Source organism: Janthinobacterium sp., from assembly GCF_031995485.1.
Taxonomy (GTDB): domain Bacteria; phylum Pseudomonadota; class Gammaproteobacteria; order Burkholderiales; family Burkholderiaceae_D; genus Janthinobacterium.
Genome location: NZ_DAMAGB010000016.1, coordinates 66,355 through 88,695 on the forward strand (window position 1 = coordinate 66,355; position 22,341 = coordinate 88,695).

Genomic DNA, 22,341 nt, shown 5'->3' on the forward strand with positions numbered 1-22,341 from the left:
GGCCACAAATCACCGCCGCTCGCTACGGTTTTGTCAGGTGTCGATGCATTGTGGTTTTCAGAAAAAATTAGAAAGCCGCGCGATCATGCTGCGCGGCTTTTTTGCGTCCATCAAACTGCATCAATACGTATTGAGCGCCTTGGCAAACTTCACGATCCACAGCCGGCTCGGCCGCTCGCGGTCTTCGCCGCGCGCCACGCGGATGGTGTTGGCGGCGTTGCAGCCCACCGCGCCGCTGGTGACGATCACGCCATTGGCGTCCACCGTGCACTTGGTCACGTCGGCGCCCTCCACTTCCACGCCGTTCGCATCGAACACCCTGGTCTTCATGCCGAAGTCATTGTCGTTGGCCAGCGCAATGGTCGAGCCGTCGATCAAGGTCAGCCCTTCCGCCTTTTCCGCCGCCCAGCCGATCGCGTTCAGGTTCAGCAGCAGCGTCTTTTTCATCGGTTTCACCAGCGACCAGTCGGCGCCATTGACGGCCACGCCGCCCATGCTGCTTTTTTCCAGGTCCGAGCCGGCGGCGTTGTAGGCGGCTGCCGAGATATCGGTGGCCGCGTTCAGGTCCACCAGCATCAGCTTGTTGAACACCTTGCCCGATGGCGCGGCGCCCTGCTCGATGACGAGGAACTTGCCGCCGCCCAGCGCCACCACGTCGCCCAGCTTGGCGTTGCCGGTGCGCCCGTCCAGGTAGTCGGCCGCGTCCAGCGGATACGCAAACATCCTGCCGCTGGTGCCGCTGGCCGGATCGAACTCGATCCAGCGCGTGAAGCGCGCATAGCGCTCGATCAGTTCCGATTTTTTCGTCACCGCATAGGCGGCGCTGCCGTCCGTCAGCGGGCTTTGCAGGAATGCATACAGCTTGTCGTTCGAGGTGTCGAGCGTCATGCCTTCCATGCCGCGGTTGGCGCGGCGCTTGGCAAACAGCGCCGGCAGGCCCTTGCCCGGTTCATACCTGGCCTGGATAATGCCGGTGGCCGCATCGATCCTGATGATGAACGGGCCATATTCGTCGGACACCCACAGCGCATTGCGCTTCCTGTCGACCACGATGGCTTCCGAATCGAGGCCGCCCGTATTGAATACCGCCTTGCCGGCCGGGTCGAATTTCATTGCATCCATCACGGGAATCTCGGCCGAATTGCCGACCGCGCCAACCGGCACCGGCAGGCCCGAGGTATTGACGGTGGCGCTGACCTTGATCGGCGTGGAGGACGCCAGCACGGCGCCGTTCTTGCCCACCGTGATGACGCCGAACGAGGGCGTAAAGCTCGGCGACGGGAAGATCTTGCTGCCGATGGTGGCGCCCCTGGCGTTCGGGTCGGGCACCAGCGGGCCGTCGCCATTCGGGCCGCGGTCGGTCAAACCATAGAATTCCAGGTCGCCATTGGCGGCAGTGCCCTTGAAGGCCAGGCCGGAACCATACGATGGCAAAAAGCCGTTCGGGAACTCGCCCTTGACCCTGGCGTTCGCGCCTTCGTACGGCACGTAAAAGCTGCTGGCCGCCTGGATCTGGTAGCGCGTCACCGTCACCTTGACTTCGCCCAGCGGCGTGGTCTGCGCCAGAGCTTCGTTGAGCGGCGTGCCCGCTTTCGATGCCAGCGTATCTTCGAAATGCTCGCGCACCAGCGCGCGGCGTTCCGCGTCGACCGTGCGCGCCGCATATTTGCCACCGAGCGCGGCCAGCTGCGCCGCCAGGGCAGTATTGAAGACGGCAGGCGCAGCGGCAAAGTCGAGCGTCTTGCCGGCCAGCGCCGTCCTGACCTCGCTGGTGAGCCTGATGCCGTTCGACGGATCGCTGTCGTCGTCCAGCAGTTGCAGCGCCAGCAGGCGGTTGACCACCTTGTCGTCGGCCACGCTGGTGCTGGCGGCCAGGGTCAGTGGCGTGACCAGCGGGTTGCACAAGGTGCTGCCCAGCGCCAAGCCACCCACGCTGAAGGCGACGGACTCGCCGGCGTTGCAAATGAATTCGCCCCTGGCATTGGTACTGGCCCTGGCGGCGCTGCCGGCCACATAATCGAGCCCTTCGACGGCGCCGTCCAGGAACACCCCGGTCATGGCCACCGGCTTGGCCGGTTCATTATGATCGGAATCACTGCCGCCGCAAGCGGCCAGGCACAGGCCGGCGGCAAGCGCCAGCAAAGTCAGTTTGGGGGTGGTGGTGACGGCAGCGTTCATGCATTCCTCGGTAGTGGGGACGATCAAAACCGGGAAGCCTACGGTGGCAAAATGACAAGCGTATGACAGCGTAGTCACGATGGCGGCGCCGATGCAACGGTTTGCCCGGGCGGCCCGCCAATGCCGCCAAAACGCCCGTCGGCCTGGCGCCGGAATTGCTTCGGCGTTACGCCCTTCACCTGCAAAAAGCGGCGGTTGAAGTTGGCCACGTTCTGGAAGCCCACGTCATAGCAGACGTTAGACACATACTGGTCGGTGTCCATCAGCAGCTGGCACGCCTTGTTGATGCGCAGGCGGCTGATAAAGTCGGTAAAGCTGTTGCCGGTCGCCTTGCGGAAAAAACGCGAGAATTTACTGAGCGACATGCCGACCTGCTCGGCCAGCATCTCGGCCGAAATCGGCTCGCGGTAGTTTTCCGTGATGTAATTGAGGACCGCGTTGACCTTGGCCAGCGTGGCGTCGTCGTCATACGAGCGCAGCGAGGCGGTCGACAGCAGCCGGTAGTTGGCCGTGCGCGCCAGGGTCGCCATCAGCTGCACGAAGTGGGCAAAGCGCTCGGCGCCGTGCGTGGCGCGGATGCGGGCCAGGTGCTGCTCGGCCTCGGCGCCCATGTCGAAAAATTCCACGCCATAGCTGGAGCGCTCGAGCAGCGGCAGCAGTTCGCGCAGTTCGGGAATCACGCGCGCGGCGGCGGCCAGCGGCGCGTGCGAAAACTGCACGATCATGTCGCGCAGCGCCACGCCGCCTTCGGGCACCACGGTGGAAATCCAGTTGTGCGGCAGGCGCGGCCCGGTCAGCACCAGGTGGCCGGGCGAGAATTCGCCGATATAGTCGCCGACGAACAATCGCCCGCTGGTGGCCACGATCAGGTGCAGCTCGTATTCTTCATGGCAGTGCCAGCGCACGCGCGAGCTGGGATAGCCGTGTTCCAGGTAGTTGATGATGCCGTCGTAGCTTTCGCGCTCAAGCTCGGGAGGCTTGCGCTCGATCTCGCGCTGGGCATCCTTGAACCATGTCTGTTCCATGCTGGTCTCGTTTGTATTTTTACGCGGTCTGGCGCCGCTGGCGTCCAATGTACCGCAAAACAGTCACAAAGTCGCTATCCCTGTTCGCCGAAGCGGCCCAGTGCCTGCTGCCGGAACTCCTTCGGCGTCATGCCCTTCAGTTCCAGGAAGCGCCGGTTGAAGTTGGCGACATTGTTGAAACCCGCCTCGTAGCAGATATTGCTGACGTAATGCTCGGTTTCCATCAGCAGTTGGCAGGCCTTGTTGATGCGCAGGCGGTTGACGAAATCGGTAAAGCTGTTGCCGGTGGCGCTGCGAAAAAAGCGCGAGAAGGTCCGCTCCGGCATGTCCACCTGTTCGGCCAGCTCCTTGAGCGAGAACTGGCTGCTGTAGTTGTGCACGATGTAATTGATGGCCGAACTGATGCGCGCCAGTGCCGCATCGTCGTCGCTCGACTGCATCGGGATGGTCGACAGCAGCTGGTAGTCGCTGGTCTGCGCCAGCTCGCCCAGCAGGGTCAAAAACTCGATCAGGCGCGCCAGCCCGCTGCTGTCGCGGATGCGCTGGAAGCGCCGCAGCGACAGCTCGCTGACATTGAAAAATTCCACGCCGTGCAGCGCGCGCTGCAGCAGCGGAAAGATGCCTTTCAGCTCGGGAATCACGGACGCCATCGCCGCCAGCGGCGGATGGGCGAACTGGATCACCATGTCGCGCAGTGCCACTCCTTCGGGCGGCGTGTCGAGCGAGACCCAGTTGTGCGGCACGCGCGGGCCGGTGAGCACCAGGTGGCCCGGCGTGAACTGGCCGATATAGTCGCCGACAAACACCTTGCCCGAAGTCTCGACGATCAGGTGCAGTTCGTACTCGTCGTGATAATGCCAGCGCACCAGCGAATTCGGAAAGCCGTGTTCCAGGTAGCGGATAAAGCCGTAGCTGCCTTTTGGCTCGAAGCCGGGCGTGGCGTCGCGCTGCTGCTCGTGCTCCATCTGCGGCAAGGGAAACTCCGGCTTCCTGGTCGTGGCGCGCATGGCTGCTCCGTCAGGCGACGATCTGGTCGAGCGCGCGGCGCGCGCCGAGGTTGTACAGCCCCGCCAGCGACAGGCTGACCGACTCGGTAAACGCCGGCGTGTCGGACAGCTCGCCAAACAGCTCGCGCAGCGACAGCAGCGCGGTGGCGTCCGAGCCGCCATGCAGCGCCAGCTCGCGCAGTCGCACCGCATGCGGATCGTTCAGCGGCATCCCGGCGCCCGCCTCGTCGTGGCCTTCCAGGTAGCGGAACCAGCAGGCGACCGTAAACGCCAGCAGCTCGATCGGGCCGCCCTGCTGCAACGCTTCGCGCACCGATGGCAGCACGAACTTCGGAATGCGTGCCGAGCCTTCGGTGCCGATGCGCGCCAGCTGGTCGCGCACGGCAGGGTTGGAAAAGCGTTCGATCAGCGTGTCCTTGTAGCTGGCAAGATCAATCCCCTCCACTTCTTCCAGCAGCGGCGTGACCTCGATGTCCATCATGCGCCGCACCAGCTGCCGGATGCCGGCGTCCGCCATCGCTTCATGCGCATAGGTGTAGCCGAGCAGCATGCCGATATAGCACAGCGCCTGGTGGCTGGCGTTCAGGAGGCGCAGCTTCATTTTTTCATACGGCAGCACGTCGTGCGTCATCTGCGCGCCGACCAGTTCCCACGCCGGGCGGCCATGCGGGAATGCGTCTTCGATCACCCACTGGCGGAACGGCTCGCACACCACCGGCCAGGCGTCGATAATGCCGAAGGAATCGCTCACCATCGCGCGGTGTTCATCGGTGGTGGCCGGCGTAATGCGGTCGACCATGCTGTTCGGGAAAGCGCAGCCGGCCTCGATCCAGCCGGCCAGTTCGCCATCGACCAGGCGGGCGAATGCCAGCAGCATGGTGCGCGTGACCTCGCCATTGTTCTGCAGGTTATCGCAGGACATGATGGTAAACGGCCCGAGGCCCCGCTCGCGGCGCAGGCGCAGCGCCGCCAGCAGATAGCCGAACGAGCAGCGCGGCGCATCGGGATGGGCCAGTTCGTGCACGATGTCGGGATGGCTGGCATCGAATTCGCCCGTGCCCTGGTTGACGTAGTAGCCGCCTTCGGTGATCGTCAGCGAGACGATGCGCGTGGCAGGGTCGGCCAGTTTCTCCAGCACCGCCTGCGGATTGGCCGGCGCGTACAGATACTCGCCGATGCAGCCGATCACGCGCGCCGTGTCGCCCTGCGCGCTGCGCTCGACCACCGTGTACAGGCAGTCCTGCGACTGCATCGCGTCGCGCATGGCCGCATCGTGCGCCAGCAAGCCCACGCCGCAATAGCCCCACTGCTCATGGCCTGGCAGCGCCAGCAGGTCGTCGAGGTACACGGCCTGGTGGGCGCGGTAGAAGCCGCCCACGCCGATATGCACGATGCTGGGCGTGAGCGTATTGCGCGCATAGCTTGGCGTCTGGATGCTTGCCGGCAGCTGGGCCAGCGTGGCTTGATTCAATGCGATGGCGTTCATTTCACACTCCCTTCGCGCCGGCATAGGTCTTGCCGTCGCGGTCAAAATAATGGACAAAACCCGGCTCGAACGTCAGGTGCGTCTGCTGGCCCGGCTGCAGGCTGCTGCGTTCGGCGCCGCGCGACACCACCTGCACGTTGTTCGGCAGGCGCACATAGGTCAGCGTTTCCACGCCCAGCGACTCGACCAGGTCGATGGTGACCGGCACGCTGCCCGGCTGCGCCGCGCCCAGGTGCACGTGCTCGGGACGGATGCCGACAAAGCCGTCGGCCTGGGCCGCGCTGCCGGCCTGCGCCAGCAGCTGCGGCGCGGCGTCGGCCGGCACCACGTTCATGCTCGGCGTGCCGATGAACTGCGCCACGAAGCGATTCGCCGGGCGGTCATACAGTTCCAGGGGCGAGCCGTGCTGCTCGATCTGGCCGTCGCGCAGCACCACCACGCGGTCGGCCAGCGTCATCGCCTCGACCTGGTCGTGCGTCACGTAGATGGTGGTGGCACCCAGCTCGCGGTGCAGCTTGGCGATCTCGATGCGGGTCTGCACGCGCAGCGCCGCATCGAGGTTCGACAGCGGCTCGTCGAACAAAAACACTTTCGGGTCGCGCACGATGGCGCGGCCGATCGCCACGCGCTGGCGCTGGCCGCCCGACAGTTCCTTCGGCGTGCGTTCCAGGTAGCGGGCCAGGTCGAGGATGGCGGCCGCCTTGTCGACTTTTTCGCGGATGATCTTCGGGTCGACGCCGGCCAGTTTCAGCGCGAACGACATGTTCTGGAACACCGTCATGTGCGGATACAGCGCATATGACTGGAACACCATCGCCAGGTCGCGCTTGGACGACGGCAGGCCCGTGATGTCGCGCCCGTCGAGCGACAGCTTGCCGCCGTCGATCGGTTCGAGGCCCGCGATCAGGCGCAGCAGGGTCGACTTGCCGCAGCCGGACGGCCCGACGAAGACAACGAACTCGCCCTGCTTGATTTCCAGGTCGATGCCCTTGATGGCGCGGTGCTCGCCGAAGAATTTTTCGATATTGCTCAGTTGAAGATAAGCCATGATGTCATCCTAAATTTACTTAACGGCGCCGAAGGTCATGCCTTGGACCAATTGTTTTTGACAGAACCAGCCCAGCGCCATGATCGGCGCGATCGCCATCAGCGAGGCGGCCGACAATTTGGCCCAGAACAGCCCTTCGGGACTCGAATACGAGGCGATCAGCCAGGCCAGCGTGCCGGCGTTCGAGGCGCCCAGGTTCAGCGACCAGAACGATTCGTTCCAGGCCCATACCATGCACACCAGCGCGGTCGAGGCGATGCCGCCCACCGACAGCGGCAGCACCACGTGGCGGAACTCGTCCCAGACGGTGGCGCCGTCCATGCGCGACGCTTCCAGGATTTCGCGCGGCAGCTCCTTCATGCTGGTGTACAGCAGCCAGATCATGATGGGCAGATTCATCAGCATGAACATGATGGTCAGGCCGATGCGCGTGTCGAGCAGGCCGAAGTACTGGTAGCAGATATAGATCGGCATCAGCGCGCCCACGCCCGGCATATAGCGCGAGCTGAGCATGAATTTGAGCAGGCCGATGGTGCCGCCGGTCGGGAAGAACGCCATCGAGTAGGCGGCCGGAATCGCGATCAGCAGGCCGACGGCGGTCGAGACCACGCTGGTAAACAGCGAGTTCCAGGCATAGCCGAAGTAATTGTCGCGCGCCAGCACTTCGCGGAAGCTGTCGAGCGTGGGCGTGAAGAACAGCAGCGGCGGCGTGGCAATGGCTTGCCCTTCCGTCTTGAAGGCCATCAGTCCCAGCCAGAAGATGGGAAAGAACAGCAGCAGCGCGAACAGCCAGGCGGCCACCGTGCGGCCATACAGCGTATATTTGTCATGCATGGTGGACTCCTTATTTCGACAGGTTCTTGCCGATGACGCGCATCAGGAAGAAGGCGGCGATATTGGCGATCAGGACGGCGAACAGCGCGCCGGCGGAAGCTGCGCCGATGTCGTAGGACAGCAAGGCCTGCTGGTAGATCATGAAAGTGATGGTGGTGGTGTCGAAGCCCGGACCGCCGCCCGTGGTGGTAAAGATTTCGGCAAACACCGACAGCAGGAAGATCATCTCGATCATCAGCACCACCGATACCGCGCGGCCCAGGTGCGGGATATACAGGTAGCGCAGCTGCTGCAGGTAGTTGGCGCCGTCCATGCGCGCCGCTTCGAGCTGTTCGCGGTCCATCGACTGCAGTGCCGTCATGAAGATCAGGCAGGCAAACGGCAGCCACTGCCAGGACACCATCATGATGATCGACACCAGCGGATGGGCCGACAACCAGTCGACGGGCGTGGCGCCAAAGAAGATGCTGATCTGCGCGAACAGGCCGTAGATCGGATTGAGCAACATGTTCTTCCACATCAGGGCGTTTACGGCCGGCATCACCAGGAACGGCGAGATGAGGAGCACGCGCACGATGGCGCGGCCCGGAAACGCTTCATTGATCAGCAGGCCCAGCGCGGCGCCCAGCACCACCGTGATCAGCATCACGGAAAACAGCAGGGCAAAGGTGTTCTTCAGCGCCGGCAGGAACGAGGCGTCGGTGAAGAAGAAATGGAAATTGTCCAGGCCATGGAAAGGATGGCCGCTCGGATCGAGCATGGAATAACGCACGAAGGCGTAATACAGCGTGATCAGCAGCGGGATGACGGAAATGACGGAGACGCCGACGACTGCCGGCGTCAGCAAGGTCCGGGGGATAATGCGTTTCATAGGAGTTCTCTTGGGGCGTGGGAAAGCAATGGCAGCTGGCATCGCATCCATGCACCCCAGTTGCGAAATGCCGGGGTCGGACCCTCAGGGTCCGACCCCAGATCTTGCTTTGGGGTGAAAATGATGCCAACTTCGCACCAGCTAAGTAGAGTCCGCTAAACAAGCAGCTCAATAGCGACGCCGGTCCTTACCGGCATGCATGCTATTTGTAATACCCACCCTTGCGCATCTCGCGTTCAGCCGTCTGCTGCGACAGTTCCAGCGCCTGCTCCACCGTCACCTTGCCCAGCAAGGCTGCCGCCATCTGCTGGCCGGCGGCCACGCCGATCACCTGGAATTCGGGGATCGAGGCGAACTGCACGCCCACGTATGGCGATGGCAGCAGGGTGCTTTGCACGTTGCGGGTGGTGGTCAAGGCCTTGCCTTCGGCGGCGGCAAATTTCGCCACTTTCTGGAACTCGGGGTTGGCATAGGTCGACTTGCGGGTGCCGGTCGGCACGTTGGCCCAGCTGGTTTCCTTGGCCACCAGCTTGATGTAGTCGGGCGAGGTGGCCCAGTTGATGAAGCGCTGCGCTTCGTTCGGATGCTTGGAGCTCGCTGGAATCGCCAGCGACCAGATCCACAGCCAGTTGGCGCCGCGCTCGGTGGTGCCGACCGGCGACTGGGCAAACGCGACCTTGTCGGCCACCTTGCTCTGTTTCGGGTCGGTGATGAACGAGGCGGCGATGGTGGCGTCGATCCAGATGCCGCACTTGCCCTGGTTGAACAGCGCCAGGTTTTCATTGAAGCTGTTGGCGGCGGCGCCCGGCGGGCCGTATTTTTTCATCAGGTCGACGTACATCGTGACCGCGTCTTTCCACGGCTTGCTGGTGAACTGCGGTTTCCACTGCATGTCGAACAGCTGGCCGCCGAACGAGTTGGCCATGGTGGTGATCAGCGCCATATTGTCGCCCCAGCCCGGCTTGCCGCGCAGGCAGATGCCGTACACGCCGTTGGCCGGATCGTGGATCTTGGCGGCCACGTCGCGCAGCTGGTTCCAGCTCGGACGGTCTTCGATCGTCATGCCGGCTTTTTTCACCAGGTCGCTGCGGTACATGATCATCGAGCTTTCGCCGTAGAACGGCGACGCGTACAGCTTGCCGTCGCCGGACAGGCCTTCGCGGATCGACGGCAGCAGGTCGTCGACGTCGTATTTTGCATCGGGCTTGATCGGAATCAGCCAGTTCTTCTTGCCCCAGATCGGCGTCTCGTACAAGCCGATGGTCATCACGTCGAACTGGCCGCCCTTGGTGGCGATATCGGTGGTCATGCGCTGGCGCAGGATGCCCTCTTCCAGCGTCACCCACTTCAGTTTGATGTCGGGATTGGCCTGTTCGAAGAACTTGCTGAGTTTTTGCATCTCGATCATGTGGCCGTTGTTCACGGTGGCGATCACGAGGTCGGTGGCGGCAGCGGCGGACGTGCTGATGGCGAAGGCGCCGGCGCACAGCGCGGCAATGGCGATACGTTTCATGTTTGTCTCCAGTGTTTTTTGTCGTTGGTCATGCCAGAAAATCGACTGCATTGGCACCACGACCACAATGTATCACCGGACTTTGATACTTTCTGATACTCCGAAACCGCAATTCAATACTCTTTTGCAGCTTGTCAATGCGCGAGAGTATCGACATTCTCGAAAAACAACACTCTGAAAGAAAGTATCAACACTTGTAGCTTTTGTATCAGGGTCGCAAAAAAAGCGCTGCTAGACTTTGTTTTGCGGCATGAGACCGCCTAACGCGCACCAGGGACACCCCTGTGGCGTTCAACATAGTGACCTTGGAGACAGCATGAATCGTACTGCACTGAAATCCCTGCCGGCCGCCCTGACCCTCGCCCTGCTGGCCATCGCCAGCGGTTCGGCCATGGCTGACCCGATGTACCCATCCGATTCCGAAGGCTTCCACGGCTACCTGCGCGCTGGCGCCGGCAGCAATACATCCAGTGACGGCGGCTCACAAGGCTGCTTCGGCCTGGGTGGCAACACCATGAAATATCGTCTGGGCAATGAGTGCGACGCCTATACCGAATTCGGCTACACCAAAGCCATCGCCAAATCCGGCGACGTGACCTACATGGCCACCGTCTGGGTCAACGCCTACGCACCGAACTCCGACTTTGGCGACAACAAGGTCGGCATCGTCAAGGCCTACGTCGAAGCACAGGGACTCGATTTCCTGAACGGCGGCACGGCCTGGGTCGGTAAACGTTTCTACTACCGTCCTGACATCCACATGCTGGATCTGCAGTACATCAACATGAACGGTACCGGCGCCGGCCTGGACCGCATTCAAGCGGGCCCGGGTAAATTCTCGTATGCCTTCTTCAAGGACAACGATATCGCGCAGCGCAACGATGCCGGCGTCTATCTGGGCACCAAATCGGCCGTGCGCCAGAACTTCATCTATGGTGAAATTCCGGTCAACACCAACGGCACGCTGGACCTGGCCGCCACCTACATCATCGGCGAAGGCAAGGACAACGATGTACTCGGTCCGAAAAACAATGGCTGGCAAGTCTCGGCGTTCCACCGTCAGGCGAAAGTCTTCGGCGGCGGCAACACCTTCGGCGTGCAGTATGGCGTCGGCCCAGGCGTTGGCGGCGATGGCAATGGCCAGTTCGGCGCCTCGGGCAATACCGCGTTCGATTCGGACCGCAAGCGCATGCGCGTGTTCAATGACATGGCGATCCAGCCGATGGAAAACTTCGGCATGGAATTCGTCGCCCTGTGGCAAAAAGACGAGACAAAAACCGCCGGCTCCTCGACCTGGACTTCGGTCGGCGTGCGTCCTGTGTACGCTTTCACCAACAACTTCAAGCTGATCGGTGAACTGGGTACGGACCGCGTGACGCAATCGAGTGGCCCGACCAAGCGCCTGACGAAAATCACCATCGCCCCGGCGATTTCGGCAGGTCCAGGCCTGTGGTCGCGTCCTGAACTGCGTGCCTTCGTCACCTATGGCAAATGGAACGATGCAGCGACCGCGTCGGTCAATGCAGCCAACAACGGCGGCCCGATCTACAACAACAATACCAGCGGCACGTCGTACGGCTTCCAGGTCGAAGCCTGGTTCTAAACAAACCATCAAACCTGCCCGAGGTTTGATCGCAGCTAGTTGAATGAAAAAAGGCGGAACTTCGGTTCCGCCTTTTTTTTGGCCTGGTTCAGGGCTTGGCCGGCGCAGCAGACTTCGGATAATACAGTTCATAAAACCAGCCACAGGCGCTTTCGATCTGCTGCTGGATACGCGGCGGTATCGCATGCTGCCGCGGCGGATGTATGCTGGCGTGCTGCCGGTGCAGGTATTTCATGCGGTAGTGGCTGTCGCTTTCGCGCAGGCCCACGCCGAGGTTTTCCGTGTCGATCTGGAACGGCGCCAGGCCCAGCCACGCATACAGGTGCGACATGCATTCGCCGGGCCGCGCCATCATGTCCTCGAACCGGACCACGTACAGACGCTGCTGCACCGCCAGCGGCAAATCGAGCACCGCCTGCAAGGCGTTCAGGGGCGAACCGATGGTGCGATCCTTGCCAAACAGCATGTCAGCCCGGCCCAGGCGATCGTAGTCGGCCAGGTGATCGATGAAGTCGAGCAGGATGGTGCGCTGGTGCTGGGCCTCGACCGAGCCATATACCTGCCCCAGTTCGCGCACGCAGACGATCAGCTTGGCTTCCGGCGCCAGCTGCAGCAGCAATTCCACCGCATTTAGCCAGCCGCGATTCTTGTCGACCACGGCCAGCTTGCCGCAATCCTGGTACCAGCCGCGCAGGAAACCGCGCATGGCTGTCGTCAGATGGCCATAGCTGGCCTCGAAACTCGTGTCGAGCTGGGACAGGAAAAACGGATCGTCGCTGATCGTGCGCCGCATGCCGAGCAAGGCATTGCACAAGGGCGAACTGTTGCCTTCGCTGTGCAGATCGGGGTGCTGGGCCAGCAACTGGCACAGCAAGGTGGAGCCGGCGCGCGGCAAGCCCGATACGCCGATGAAATTGGGTGTCATTGCATTCCTGTCAGAGGGAGACGGCCTGTCGATTATAGGCCAGCACGGTAGCGCAACGCAGCAAGAAAAATGCCGCTTCGTCCCCAGCCCGAAGCGGCATTTCCACGTGCAAGGCCGGTCAGGCCGGGCTTACTGGCTTTCGACGCTGGTGGCGCCACCATCAGATGGCAGGCGCAGGCCCGTGTCGACCACGCTCAGGCGCAAGCCCGGCAGGACGTTGGTCGTCACCGCCCCCGTCGCCTGTACCGCCGGTGCGGTGCCACCGCTGGCCGTACTGCCCGGCTCCGTTTCGCCACGTACCACCGCAACGGCATCGGACTTGCTGTCCACCGGTTCGCCCGTTGCCACTTTTTCGGCCTGCACCATATTGCCCTGCGACGGCGCCACATTGACGGTACCGATCACGCTGGCCAGCGCGCTTTGCAGCACTTCGGTCGGCTTGACGGTCAACACACCGGGCGTATAGGTCAGCGCATAGTTGGTCGACGACTGGCCAGCCGCCGACACCAGGTAGCTGCCCGCCGCCGAGCCGGTGCCCGCTGGCGTGCTGAAGACCAGGTTGCCACTCACCTCGTTGGCCAGCGTGTCATTGCCCAGCAGGCCCGCGTAGCTGGCCGTGAAGGCAGGATTGACGAGGCCCTGGTCCTTCTCGGCATTGTCTACCTTCACGCCCAAGGCTGCCTGCGTAATGCTGCCCGTGGTGGTTGCCGTGGCGTTGACCGTGTAATTGCCCGCATCGGCGCCGGACAGCGCAATGCCGCTGACCGTGACCGTTTTATTGATACCGGCATTCTTGTCGGCAAACTTCGCCCCGCCGCTGGTGATGGTCAGCTGGTCGCTGCCGATCCGGTTGTCGCTCAGGCTCGCGCTGGCGTTGGTGGTGGTGTCGTACACGCGCGATACGCCACCCGTGGCGCTGACCAGCAGGCTGGCTGGCGTAATGCTGGCTGTCAGGCCGGTCGGATTGCTGACCGCATAGTTGCTGGCTGCACCGCTGGCTGTATCGACCAACGTCGTGCCAGTCACCGTCACTGCCTTGCCATTGGCCACGTTCTTGTCCGCAAACACGGCCGCCTGGCCAGCGATGCCCAGGGCCTCGCCCGCCACCAGGCCGGCGAGGCTGCCGCCCGACAGCGACGCCGCGCTATTGCCATCGTAGACCTTGTTGCCAGCGACTTGCCCCGTCACCGTCAATGCTTTTTGCGTAATGCTGGCCGTCAGGCCGGTCGGGTTGCCGACCGAGTAATTCGATGCCGAGCCCGTGCCATCGACCAGCGTGGTGCCGGTGACCGTCACCACCTTGCCGTTGGCCGCGTTCTTGTCGCTGAATGCGGCCGTCTGGCCAGCAATGCCGAGCGTCTCGGATCCAACCAGGCCGGTGAGGCTGCCACCCGACAGCGATGCTACAGAGTTGCCGTCGTAGACCTTGTTGCCAGCGACTTGCCCCGTCACAGTCAGCGCTTTTTGCGTAATGCTGGCCGTCAGGCCGCTCGGGTCCGCCACCGTGTAATTGCTGGCCAGGCCAGTGGCGCTGTCGACCAGCGTCGTGCCACTGACCGTGACGGTCTTGCCATTGGCCGCGTTCTTGTCGCCGAACACGGCGCTCTGCCCTGCAATACCGAGGCTTTCGCCAGCGACCAGCCCGTTCAATACGCCACCTGACAGGCTGGCGTTGGCATTGCCGTCATACACCTTGCTGCCCGCTACCTGGCCGCTCAAGATCAGCGCCCTGGCTGTGATATCGGCCGTGGTGCTGGCGCTGGTGCTGGCCAGCGCATAGTTGCCCGCATCCGTACCGCCAAGCGCGATGCCGTCGATATTGACGGTCTTGCCTTTGGCCGCATTCTTGTCGCCAAACGCGCCGCCGGCCGAGGCTGTCAGGCTGTCGCCAGCTACCATGCCGCCAAACGTCGCGCCGCTGGTATCGATCGTTGCAGCGGTATTACCGTCATACACCTTGTTGCCGGCCACAATGCCACCAACCGCCGTGATGGTTGCCTTCGCGATATCGGCCTTGGCAACCGCCGTGGTGCCGCTCAGCTTGTAGTTGCCGGCATCAGCGCCGCCGAGGGCGATGCCGGTGATATTGACACCCTTGCCGGTCGCCGCATTCTTGTCGACAAACGCGCCGCTGGCCGACGCCGTCAGCTGGTCGTCGGCCATCATGCCGGTAAAGGTCGCGCCGCTCGTATCCAGGCTGGCGGCAGTCTTGCCATCATAGACCTTGTTGCCAGCCGTAATGCCCGCTACCGCTGTAATGGTTGCCTTCGAGATATCGGCCTTGGCAAGCGCCGTGGTGCCGCTCAGCTTGTAGTTGCCGGCATCCACGCCGCCCAGGGCGATGCCGGTGATATTGACATCCTTGCCGGTCGCCGCATTCTTGTCGGCAAACGCGCCGCTGGCGGACGCCGTCAGTTGATCGTCGGCCACCATGCCGCTGAAGGTCGCGCCAGCCGTGTCCAGGCTGGCGGTGGTCTTGCCGTCATACTCCTTGTTGCCGGCCGTAATGCCCGCTACCGTCACAGCCTTTTGCGCGATATCGGCCTTGACGCCGGTCGCATTGCTGACCTTGTAATTGCTGGCCAGGCCCGCCGTGGCGCCCGAACCGGCATCGCCCAGCGTTGCACCGCTGACGGTCACATCCTTGTTGCTGCCTGCATTCTTGTCGCTGAACACGCCGCTCTGGCCGGACAAGGTCAGGATTTCATCGCCAACCAGACCGTTCAATTTACCGCCCGACAACGACGCAGTACGGCTGCCGTCATACGTCTTGTTGGCAGCTGTCACGTCCGTCACCGTCAGCGCCTTCTGATCGATATTCGCCGTCAGCCCGGTCGGATTGGCGAGCGTGTAATTACTGGCCAGGCCGCTGCCATCGCCGACACTGACTGTCACGGCCTTGCCGTTCCCCGCGTGCTTGTCGGCAAACGCTGCTGCCAGGGCCAGCGTTTCGCCATCGACCAAGCCATTCAAGGCGGCGCCTGCCAGCGATGCCGCCGCGCTGCCGTCGTAGGTCTTGCCGATCGCTGTGCCACTGACTGTCAGCTCTTTTTGCGCGATATTGGCCGTCACACCGGTCGCATTGCTGACCTTGTAATTGCTGGCCAGGCCCGCCGTGGCGCCCGAACCGGCATCGCCCAGCGTTGCACCGCTGACGGTCACATCCTTGTTGCTGCCTGCATTCTTGTCGCTGAACACGCCGCTCTGGCCGGACAAGGTCAGGATTTCATCGCCAACCAGACCGTTCAATTTACCGCCCGACAACGACGCAGTACGGCTGCCGTCATACGTCTTGTTGGCAGCTGTCACGTCCGTCACCGTCAGCGCCTTCTGATCGATATTCGCCGTCAGCCCGGTCGGATTGGCGAGCGTGTAATTACTGGCCAGGCCGCTGCCATCGCCGACACTGACTGTCACGGCCTTGCCGTTCCCCGCGTGCTTGTCGGCAAACGCTGCTGCCAGGGCCAGCGTTTCGCCATCGACCAAGCCATTCAAGGCGGCGCCTGCCAGCGATGCCGCCGCGCTGCCGTCGTAGGTCTTGCCGATCGCCGTGCCGCTGACCGTCAGCTCTTTTTGCGCGATATTGGCCGTCACACCGGTCGCATTGCTGACCGTGTAATTGCTGGCCAGGCCCGTGCCATCGCCAATGATGGCGCCGCTGACCGTCACCACCTTGCCATTGCCCGCATTCTTGTCGCTGAACACGCCGCTCTGGCCCGACAGTGTCAGGGTTTCCGTGCCCACCAGGCCATCGAGCGTGCCGCCCGACAGCGTTGCGGCCGTGCTGCCGTCGTAGGTCTTGTTGGCGGCGGTCACGCCCGCCACCGTCAGTGCTTTCGGCGTTATGCTGGCCAGCAGATTGGCCGGACTGGTGACCGTGTAATTGCTGGCCAGGCCGCTGCCGTCGGCAATGGCGACGCCGCTGACGGTGACCTGCTTGCCGCTGCCGACATTCTTGTCGCCGAACACGCCCGTGCCGCCTGTCAAGACCAGCGTCTCGCCGCTGACCAGGCCGGACAACGTACCGCCGGACAAAGCCGCCGCCAGCAGGCCGTCATATACCTTGCTGCCTGCCGTCATGCCCGACACCGTCAGGGCTTTCGGCGTGATATTGGCGGTAAACGTCGGATTGGTTACCGTGTAGTTGCTGGCCAGGCCGCCGTTGTTGCCATTGACCAGCGTGGTGCCGGTCGTCGTTACGGTCTTGCCAACTCCCGCGTTCTTGTCATCGAAGGTCGCCACCAGGCCCGTCGCGCCCAGGGTTTCCGCGCCGACCGTGCCGGAAATCGCGCCGCCCGAGACGCTGGCCTTGGTGCTGCCGTCGTAGACTTTGTTGACCGCCGTCATGCCGGTGATCGTCACCGCTTTCGGCGTGATCGTGCCGCTGCCGCTGCCGGTGCTGCTGGCCAGGTTGTAGTTGCCCGCATCCGTGCCGCCCAGGGCAATGCCGGTCACCGCCACGTTTTTCGCCACGCCGGCATTCTTGTCGGCGAACGAGGCGTTGGTCGCGCTCAGCGACAGGCTGTCGCCGCCGACCATGCCGTTGAAGGTGGCGCCGGTGGCGCTGACGGTGGCCTTGGTATTGGCGTCGTAGACCTTGCTGTCGGCAACGATATTGCTGACCGTGCTGATGGTGGCCTTGGTGACGTTGGCCGTCAAGCCGGTCGGGTCGGTGACCGTGTAGTTGGATGCCACGCCGCCATTGGCGCCGCCCGTCAGGGCCGCGCCGCTGACGGTGACCGCTTTCGCGGTACCGACATTCTTGTCAGCAAATACGCCCGTCATGCTGGTCAGGGTCAGCGTTTCCTTGCCGACCAGTCCGTCCAGGCTGCCGCCGCTGATGACTGCCAGCGTGCTGCCGTCGTAGACCCGGCTGGCCGCTGTCGCGCCGGTTACCGTCAGGGCTTTCTGGGTGATGCTGGCCTTCGTGCTGCCGCTGGCGTTGACCGAGTAATTGCCGGCCAGGCCGCCGTTGCTGCCGTTGACCAGCGTGCCGCCGCTGACCGTCACGGCCTTGCCGCTGCCCGCATTCTGGTCGGCAAAGGTGCCCGTCAGGCCGGTCAGCTCGACCGTTTCCGTGCCGACAAATCCGCTCAGGGCGCCGCCCGTAACGCTGGCGGCAGTGGTGCCGTCATATACCTTGTCGGACGCCGCCAGCGGGCCCGATACCGTCAGCGCCTTTTGCGTGATCGAACCGGTCACGCTGGTCGGATTGGTGACCGTGTAATTGCTGGCCAGGCCGCTGCCGTCGGCAATGGCGACGCCGCTGACGGTGACCTGCTTGCCGCTGCCGACATTCTTGTCGCCGAACACGCCCGTGCCGCCTGTCAAGACCAGCGTCTCGCCGCTGACCAGGCCGGACAACGTACCGCCGGACAAAGCCGCCGCCAGCAGGCCGTCATATACCTTGCTGCCTGCCGTCATGCCCGACACCGTCAGGGCTTTCGGCGTGATATTGGCGGTAAACGTCGGATTGGTTACCGTGTAGTTGCTGGCCAGGCCGCCGTTGTTGCCATTGACCAGCGTGGTGCCGGTCGTCGTTACGGTCTTGCCAACTCCCGCGTTCTTGTCATCGAAGGTCGCCACCAGGCCCGTCGCGCCCAGGGTTTCCGCGCCGACCGTGCCGGAAATCGCGCCGCCCGAGACGCTGGCCTTGGTGCTGCCGTCGTAGACTTTGTTGACCGCCGTCATGCCGGTGATCGTCACCGCTTTCGGCGTGATCGTGCCGCTGCCGCTGCCGGTGCTGCTGGCCAGGTTGTAGTTGCCCGCATCCGTGCCGCCCAGGGCAATGCCGGTCACCGCCACGTTTTTCGCCACGCCGGCATTCTTGTCGGCGAACGAGGCGTTGGTCGCGCTCAGCGACAGGCTGTCGCCGCCGACCATGCCGTTGAAGGTGGCGCCGGTGGCGCTGACGGTGGCCTTGGTATTGGCGTCGTAGACCTTGCTGTCGGCAACGATATTGCTGACCGTGCTGATGGTGGCCTTGGTGACGTTGGCCGTCAAGCCGGTCGGGTCGGTGACCGTGTAGTTGGATGCCACGCCGCCATTGGCGCCGCCCGTCAGGGCCGCGCCGCTGACGGTGACCGCTTTCGCGGTACCGACATTCTTGTCAGCAAATACGCCCGTCATGCTGGTCAGGGTCAGCGTTTCCTTGCCGACCAGTCCGTCCAGGCTGCCGCCGCTGATGACTGCCAGTGTGCTGCCGTCGTAGACCCGGTCGGCGGCCATCGCGCCAATCACCGTCAACGCTTTTGGCGTGATCGTGCCGGTGATACCGGTCGGCGCGGTGAGCGTGTAGTTGCTGGCCAGCCCAGTTCCGTCGACCAGGCTGCCTGGTATGACCGTCAGCGCCTTGCCGGCGCCGGCGTTAATGTCGGCAAATATGCCGGTCGAGGCGCCGGCCGTCACCACTTCGCCGGCGATCAGCCCGTCCAGGGTGCCGCCGGTCAACGTGGTGACGGTGGTACCGTCATATTGTCGGGTGATGGCGGCCAGGCCGGAAATCGTCAACGCTTTCGGCGTGATGTTACCGGTGACGCCAGTCAACGGCCCCAACGCATAATTGGCGCTGGCGCTGCCGCTCAAGCCGCCGCTGGCGCTGACGGCGAGGTTATTGCCGACGTTCTTGCTGGCGTAAGCGCCAATCATGGAGGCGGCGTTGAACGTGACGTTGCCCTGGTCGGCGGCGAGCACGCCGCTGATGCTGCCGCCAGTGAGCGCGGCACTGGTGGTGCCGTCATAGACTTTGCTGCCGGCGCTGACGCCGGTCAGGCTGAGCTGGCGCGGCGTAATGACCAGGCCGCCGTCGATATACGTGACCGCATAGCCCAGTTGCGTGGTTGAATACTGGCCGCTGGCGCTCACCGCATAAGTGCCGGCATTGACCGCGCCGCCGGACGAACCGGCATACACGGGCGTGCCGAGCAGCGAGCTGTTGTCCACCACATTCGAATACGTGACGCTGTTGCTGCCGGCGCTGGCGGCAAGGCCGTCATACACTTTGGTATCCTTTGAAACCGTGATCACCAGCGGCTTCATGAACGAGCGCAACAGCGGCGCGCTCTGGCCGTCGTAGACCGCCCACATATTGCTCAGTTCCCAGGCCGGATTGAGCGAGCCGTTGGCCGACGTCGCGCTGTTGTAGTTGGCCAGCGTTTTCAGGTCGCTCGACGTCATGCCGGTGCCGCCCGCGCTGGTCGGCTGGCTGCTGGTCGTCATATCCCAGTAACTGCCGGTGACGCTGCCTTTGCCGGTGGCGACCAGGCCGCCACCGACGGAACCGGTGCTCACCGCGCCGTTCGCATAACTGCTGGCGATGGTGCCGGTATTGGTGCCGACCAGGCCACCCATGGTGTTGTTGCCACCCACCGAGCCGCTGGCATAGCTGTCCTTGATGGCGCCGATATTATTGCCGACCAGGCCGCCGCCGCTGCTGTCGCCGACCACGGCGCTGGTGGCAAAACTGCCGCTGACCGTGCCTTGATTGGTGCCGGCCAGCGCGCCGACATTGAGCGAACCGGTGACCGCGCCGCCCGACAGCCCCACGTTGGCTACCGTGCCGACGGCGCCGATGACACCAAACAAACCGACGTTGCTGACGCCGGACTTGGCGATGCTCAAGCCTGAAATGATGCGTCCGGCGCCATTCAGACTGCCGATGAACGGCAGCGCACTGGTACCGACCGGAATGAAGCCGCCCGTGCCCCAGACATCGCCGCCCGCCGTGGCGGCCGCGCTGAAGCTGTTGCCGATACGGTAAGTGCCGGCCACGTTCAGTGCCATCAATTGCAACTGGTGTACCGAATTGATGATGTCGGAATATTCGGCGCTGAGCATCGGCCGCGTGCCGCCGCTGCCGTTGACCGTACCGTCGGCGCCGATCGCGACCCAGTTGTTGCCGGCCGCGCCAGTCGACGAGGTGAAACTGAAAGAAGTAAAACTTGCCGGTATCAGCATCGCCGCCGCGCTCAAGCCGGTGGTGCCGGTCAGCATGGTGCCGGTGCCTTGCGCAAAGCCGACGCCGGGCAGCACCGCATTGGCGGTAGTGTTGTAATAGCCATTGGTCAAGGTGCCAGCGCTGTTGTCGCCCACCACGCCGCCGCTGCGATTGTAGGCGGTGTCGCCGACGGTGACGGTGCCGGTGGAATAGACATTGTTGATCGTGGCGCTGTTCGAACCTGTGACGCCCCCCGTGGTCCGGTAGCCGCTGACGTTGCCGGTGGCATAACTGTTGGAAATGCTGCCGCTGGTCAGTCTGTTGGTCCCCACCAGGCCGCCGACGATGCTGCCCGTACTATTATTGATACCGACATTGCCGGTGGCGTAGCTGTTGCTGATGGCGCCGGTGTTATTGCCGACCAGACCGCCCACCGAGCCGCTGCCAAGCACCGCGCCGGTGGCGAAACTGCCCGTGATGGTGCTCTTGATGCCGGTATCGCCGACCAGGCCACCGACTGAAGCGTTGCCACTGATCGCGCCGGTGGCAAAACTGTTGGCGATGCGGCCCAGATTGTTTCGCACCAGCCCGCCCATGCCGCCCAGCCCCGTGGCCGTCGTGGCGGCGCCAGTTGTCCCATCGATGCCGCTGATTGTCATGCTGCTCGAACTGTTCTGGACGACCGCGTCAAGCTGATTCCGGTAGACCAGCCCGCCGCCGCCATAACCGGAGCCAGCGATGACTTTATACGCGCCGCTGCTGGTACTGTTATTGATGGTGCCAAAGTTCTGCCCGACCAGGCCGCCGCCCAGGATGCCGTAGCGGCTGGTCATCGTGCCTGACGCGCTGGCATTGTCGATCAGGCCCCTGTTGCGTCCCGCCAGCATGCCGGCGCCAAACCCGCTGTAAGTGACATCCTGCATGTTGAACGAGGCGCCAACCAGGTTGACGTTGCGCACCACGCCAGCCGTGCCGACTTCGCCAAACAAGCCGCCCAGCTGCGAGCTGCGGACCATGGTCAGGCCGCTGATGTCATGCCCCAGGCCATCGAATTTGCCGGTGAATAAGGTCGTCCCGTCGCCCACCGGCATGAAGCCCTGGTTGCTGTTCCAGCTTGCGCTCGAACTGGCATCGATATTGGCGCCCAGCGCGTAATTGCGTGCCAGATTGCCGCGCATGCCTTGCAAGTCCAGGCCGCTGGTGCTGGCCATGTCGCCCAGGCTGTTGATGACCGTGTACTTGGTCAGCGCGCCATCGCTGCCCAATTTCGTGCTGAAACTGTTACCGCTCGGCAGGTCGATGGCGGCCTTGACATTGTAGACGCTGGCATTGCCCGCCGCCACAGCCTGCTGCCCGTATTCCAGCGCCAGGCTGGCCGTGCCGGTGCCGCGCATGGCCGCATTGACATTGATATTGTTTTGCGCCGTCAGCGTCAGCTTGTTGGCCGACCAGCTGACGACATCGTTGACATTGATGTTGCCGGCCGTGCCGCCGCTGCCCTTGGTGCTCCATATCTGCACATCGGCCGCTTTCAGGCTGTTGGTCAACGTCGTGCCGCTGATGTTGCCGCCGCTGGCGGCAATATTGAAATCGACCGGATCGATCAGCCACGTACCTGACAAACCATTCGTGGCCTTGGCCGACACTTTGATGCCGTCAGCAACATTCACATGTGCAGCCGAGGTCTCGACAAAGCCGCCATTGCCACTGGCAGGCGCGCTGGCGTCCAGCGTGCCGGCCGCATTCACGGTGCCGGTCTGCATGTCGCCCAGCAATTTGATGCTGCCGCCGCGCGTGTCGATCGTGTGCGCCTCGATGATGCCAGTGTTGTTGACCACGGTTTTCAGGAGGTTGCCGGCAGCCTGGGCCGTCATCACCACGCTGCCGCCATCGGCCTGGATCAGGCCGCCGTTCT

The 22,341-nt window shown here is 63.4% G+C and carries 11 protein-coding genes; 1 reads left to right on the forward strand and 10 read right to left on the reverse strand.

What is annotated here, in order from left to right; translation table 11 throughout:
- Positions 1-120 precede the first annotated feature (120 nt).
- From RTQ46_RS11770 to RTQ46_RS11805, 8 genes are all read right to left on the reverse strand, one after another.
- On the reverse strand, positions 121-2,178 hold the full coding sequence (locus RTQ46_RS11770) for an esterase-like activity of phytase family protein (RefSeq protein ID WP_312436745.1): 2,058 nt from the start codon (positions 2,176-2,178) through the stop codon (positions 121-123).
- A 74-nt stretch (positions 2,179-2,252) separates the two neighbouring features.
- Entirely contained in the window at positions 2,253-3,203 is a 951-nt protein-coding gene (locus RTQ46_RS11775) for an AraC family transcriptional regulator (RefSeq protein WP_312436746.1), read from the reverse strand.
- A 74-nt stretch (positions 3,204-3,277) separates the two neighbouring features.
- Positions 3,278-4,210: an AraC family transcriptional regulator gene (locus RTQ46_RS11780; protein WP_312436748.1), complete on the reverse strand. Its 933-nt coding sequence runs from the start codon at positions 4,208-4,210 to the stop codon at positions 3,278-3,280.
- A gap of 10 nt (positions 4,211-4,220) precedes the next feature.
- Positions 4,221-5,696 carry a mannitol dehydrogenase family protein gene (locus RTQ46_RS11785; protein ID WP_312436750.1) on the reverse strand — a complete coding sequence of 492 codons (1,476 nt, stop codon included), beginning with the start codon at positions 5,694-5,696 and terminating at the stop codon, positions 4,221-4,223.
- 1 nt (position 5,697) lies between these two features.
- Complete coding sequence (locus RTQ46_RS11790; RefSeq protein ID WP_312436751.1) at positions 5,698-6,744, reverse strand: ABC transporter ATP-binding protein; 1,047 nt, start codon at positions 6,742-6,744, stop codon at positions 5,698-5,700.
- A 15-nt stretch (positions 6,745-6,759) separates the two neighbouring features.
- Positions 6,760-7,578 (reverse strand): carbohydrate ABC transporter permease, encoded by an 819-nt coding sequence (locus RTQ46_RS11795; protein WP_312436753.1) that lies wholly within the window; start codon positions 7,576-7,578, stop codon positions 6,760-6,762.
- Positions 7,579-7,588: 10 nt separating this feature from the next.
- The gene (locus RTQ46_RS11800) at positions 7,589-8,449 is read right to left on the reverse strand and encodes a sugar ABC transporter permease (protein WP_312436755.1); all 861 of its coding nucleotides are present in this window, start codon (positions 8,447-8,449) and stop codon (positions 7,589-7,591) included.
- A gap of 202 nt (positions 8,450-8,651) precedes the next feature.
- A complete protein-coding gene (locus RTQ46_RS11805) occupies positions 8,652-9,962 on the reverse strand; it encodes a sugar ABC transporter substrate-binding protein (RefSeq protein WP_312436757.1) in 1,311 nt (436 codons plus the stop codon).
- A 316-nt stretch (positions 9,963-10,278) separates the two neighbouring features.
- Between RTQ46_RS11805 and RTQ46_RS11810 the strand changes: the two genes are divergently transcribed.
- Positions 10,279-11,565, forward strand: a complete 1,287-nt coding sequence (locus RTQ46_RS11810; RefSeq protein WP_312436759.1) for a carbohydrate porin — start codon at positions 10,279-10,281, stop codon at positions 11,563-11,565.
- 88 nt (positions 11,566-11,653) lie between these two features.
- On the opposite strand, the gene RTQ46_RS11815 is transcribed toward RTQ46_RS11810, so the two are convergent.
- Both RTQ46_RS11815 and RTQ46_RS11820 read right to left on the reverse strand, forming a co-directional pair.
- The gene (locus RTQ46_RS11815; protein WP_312436761.1) at positions 11,654-12,490 is read right to left on the reverse strand and encodes a sulfotransferase; all 837 of its coding nucleotides are present in this window, start codon (positions 12,488-12,490) and stop codon (positions 11,654-11,656) included.
- A 129-nt stretch (positions 12,491-12,619) separates the two neighbouring features.
- Positions 12,620-22,300, reverse strand: a complete 9,681-nt coding sequence (locus RTQ46_RS11820) for a YDG domain-containing protein (protein WP_312436762.1) — start codon at positions 22,298-22,300, stop codon at positions 12,620-12,622.
- Positions 22,301-22,341 lie beyond the last annotated feature (41 nt).

Bases quoted from the DNA above. Each gene is read 5' to 3' on its own strand.
- RTQ46_RS11770 (WP_312436745.1), bottom strand. From the start codon at position 2,178: ATGAACGCTGCCGTCACCACCACCCCCAAACTGACTTTGCTGGCGCTT.
- RTQ46_RS11775 (WP_312436746.1), bottom strand. From the start codon at position 3,203: ATGGAACAGACATGGTTCAAGGATGCCCAGCGCGAGATCGAGCGCAAG.
- RTQ46_RS11780 (WP_312436748.1), bottom strand. From the start codon at position 4,210: ATGCGCGCCACGACCAGGAAGCCGGAGTTTCCCTTGCCGCAGATGGAG.
- RTQ46_RS11785 (WP_312436750.1), bottom strand. From the start codon at position 5,696: ATGAACGCCATCGCATTGAATCAAGCCACGCTGGCCCAGCTGCCGGCA.
- RTQ46_RS11790 (WP_312436751.1), bottom strand. From the start codon at position 6,744: ATGGCTTATCTTCAACTGAGCAATATCGAAAAATTCTTCGGCGAGCAC.
- RTQ46_RS11795 (WP_312436753.1), bottom strand. From the start codon at position 7,578: ATGCATGACAAATATACGCTGTATGGCCGCACGGTGGCCGCCTGGCTG.
- RTQ46_RS11800 (WP_312436755.1), bottom strand. From the start codon at position 8,449: ATGAAACGCATTATCCCCCGGACCTTGCTGACGCCGGCAGTCGTCGGC.
- RTQ46_RS11805 (WP_312436757.1), bottom strand. From the start codon at position 9,962: ATGAAACGTATCGCCATTGCCGCGCTGTGCGCCGGCGCCTTCGCCATC.
- RTQ46_RS11810 (WP_312436759.1), top strand. From the start codon at position 10,279: ATGAATCGTACTGCACTGAAATCCCTGCCGGCCGCCCTGACCCTCGCC.
- RTQ46_RS11815 (WP_312436761.1), bottom strand. From the start codon at position 12,490: ATGACACCCAATTTCATCGGCGTATCGGGCTTGCCGCGCGCCGGCTCC.
- RTQ46_RS11820 (WP_312436762.1), bottom strand. From the start codon at position 22,300: ATGACGGCCCAGGCTGCCGGCAACCTCCTGAAAACCGTGGTCAACAAC.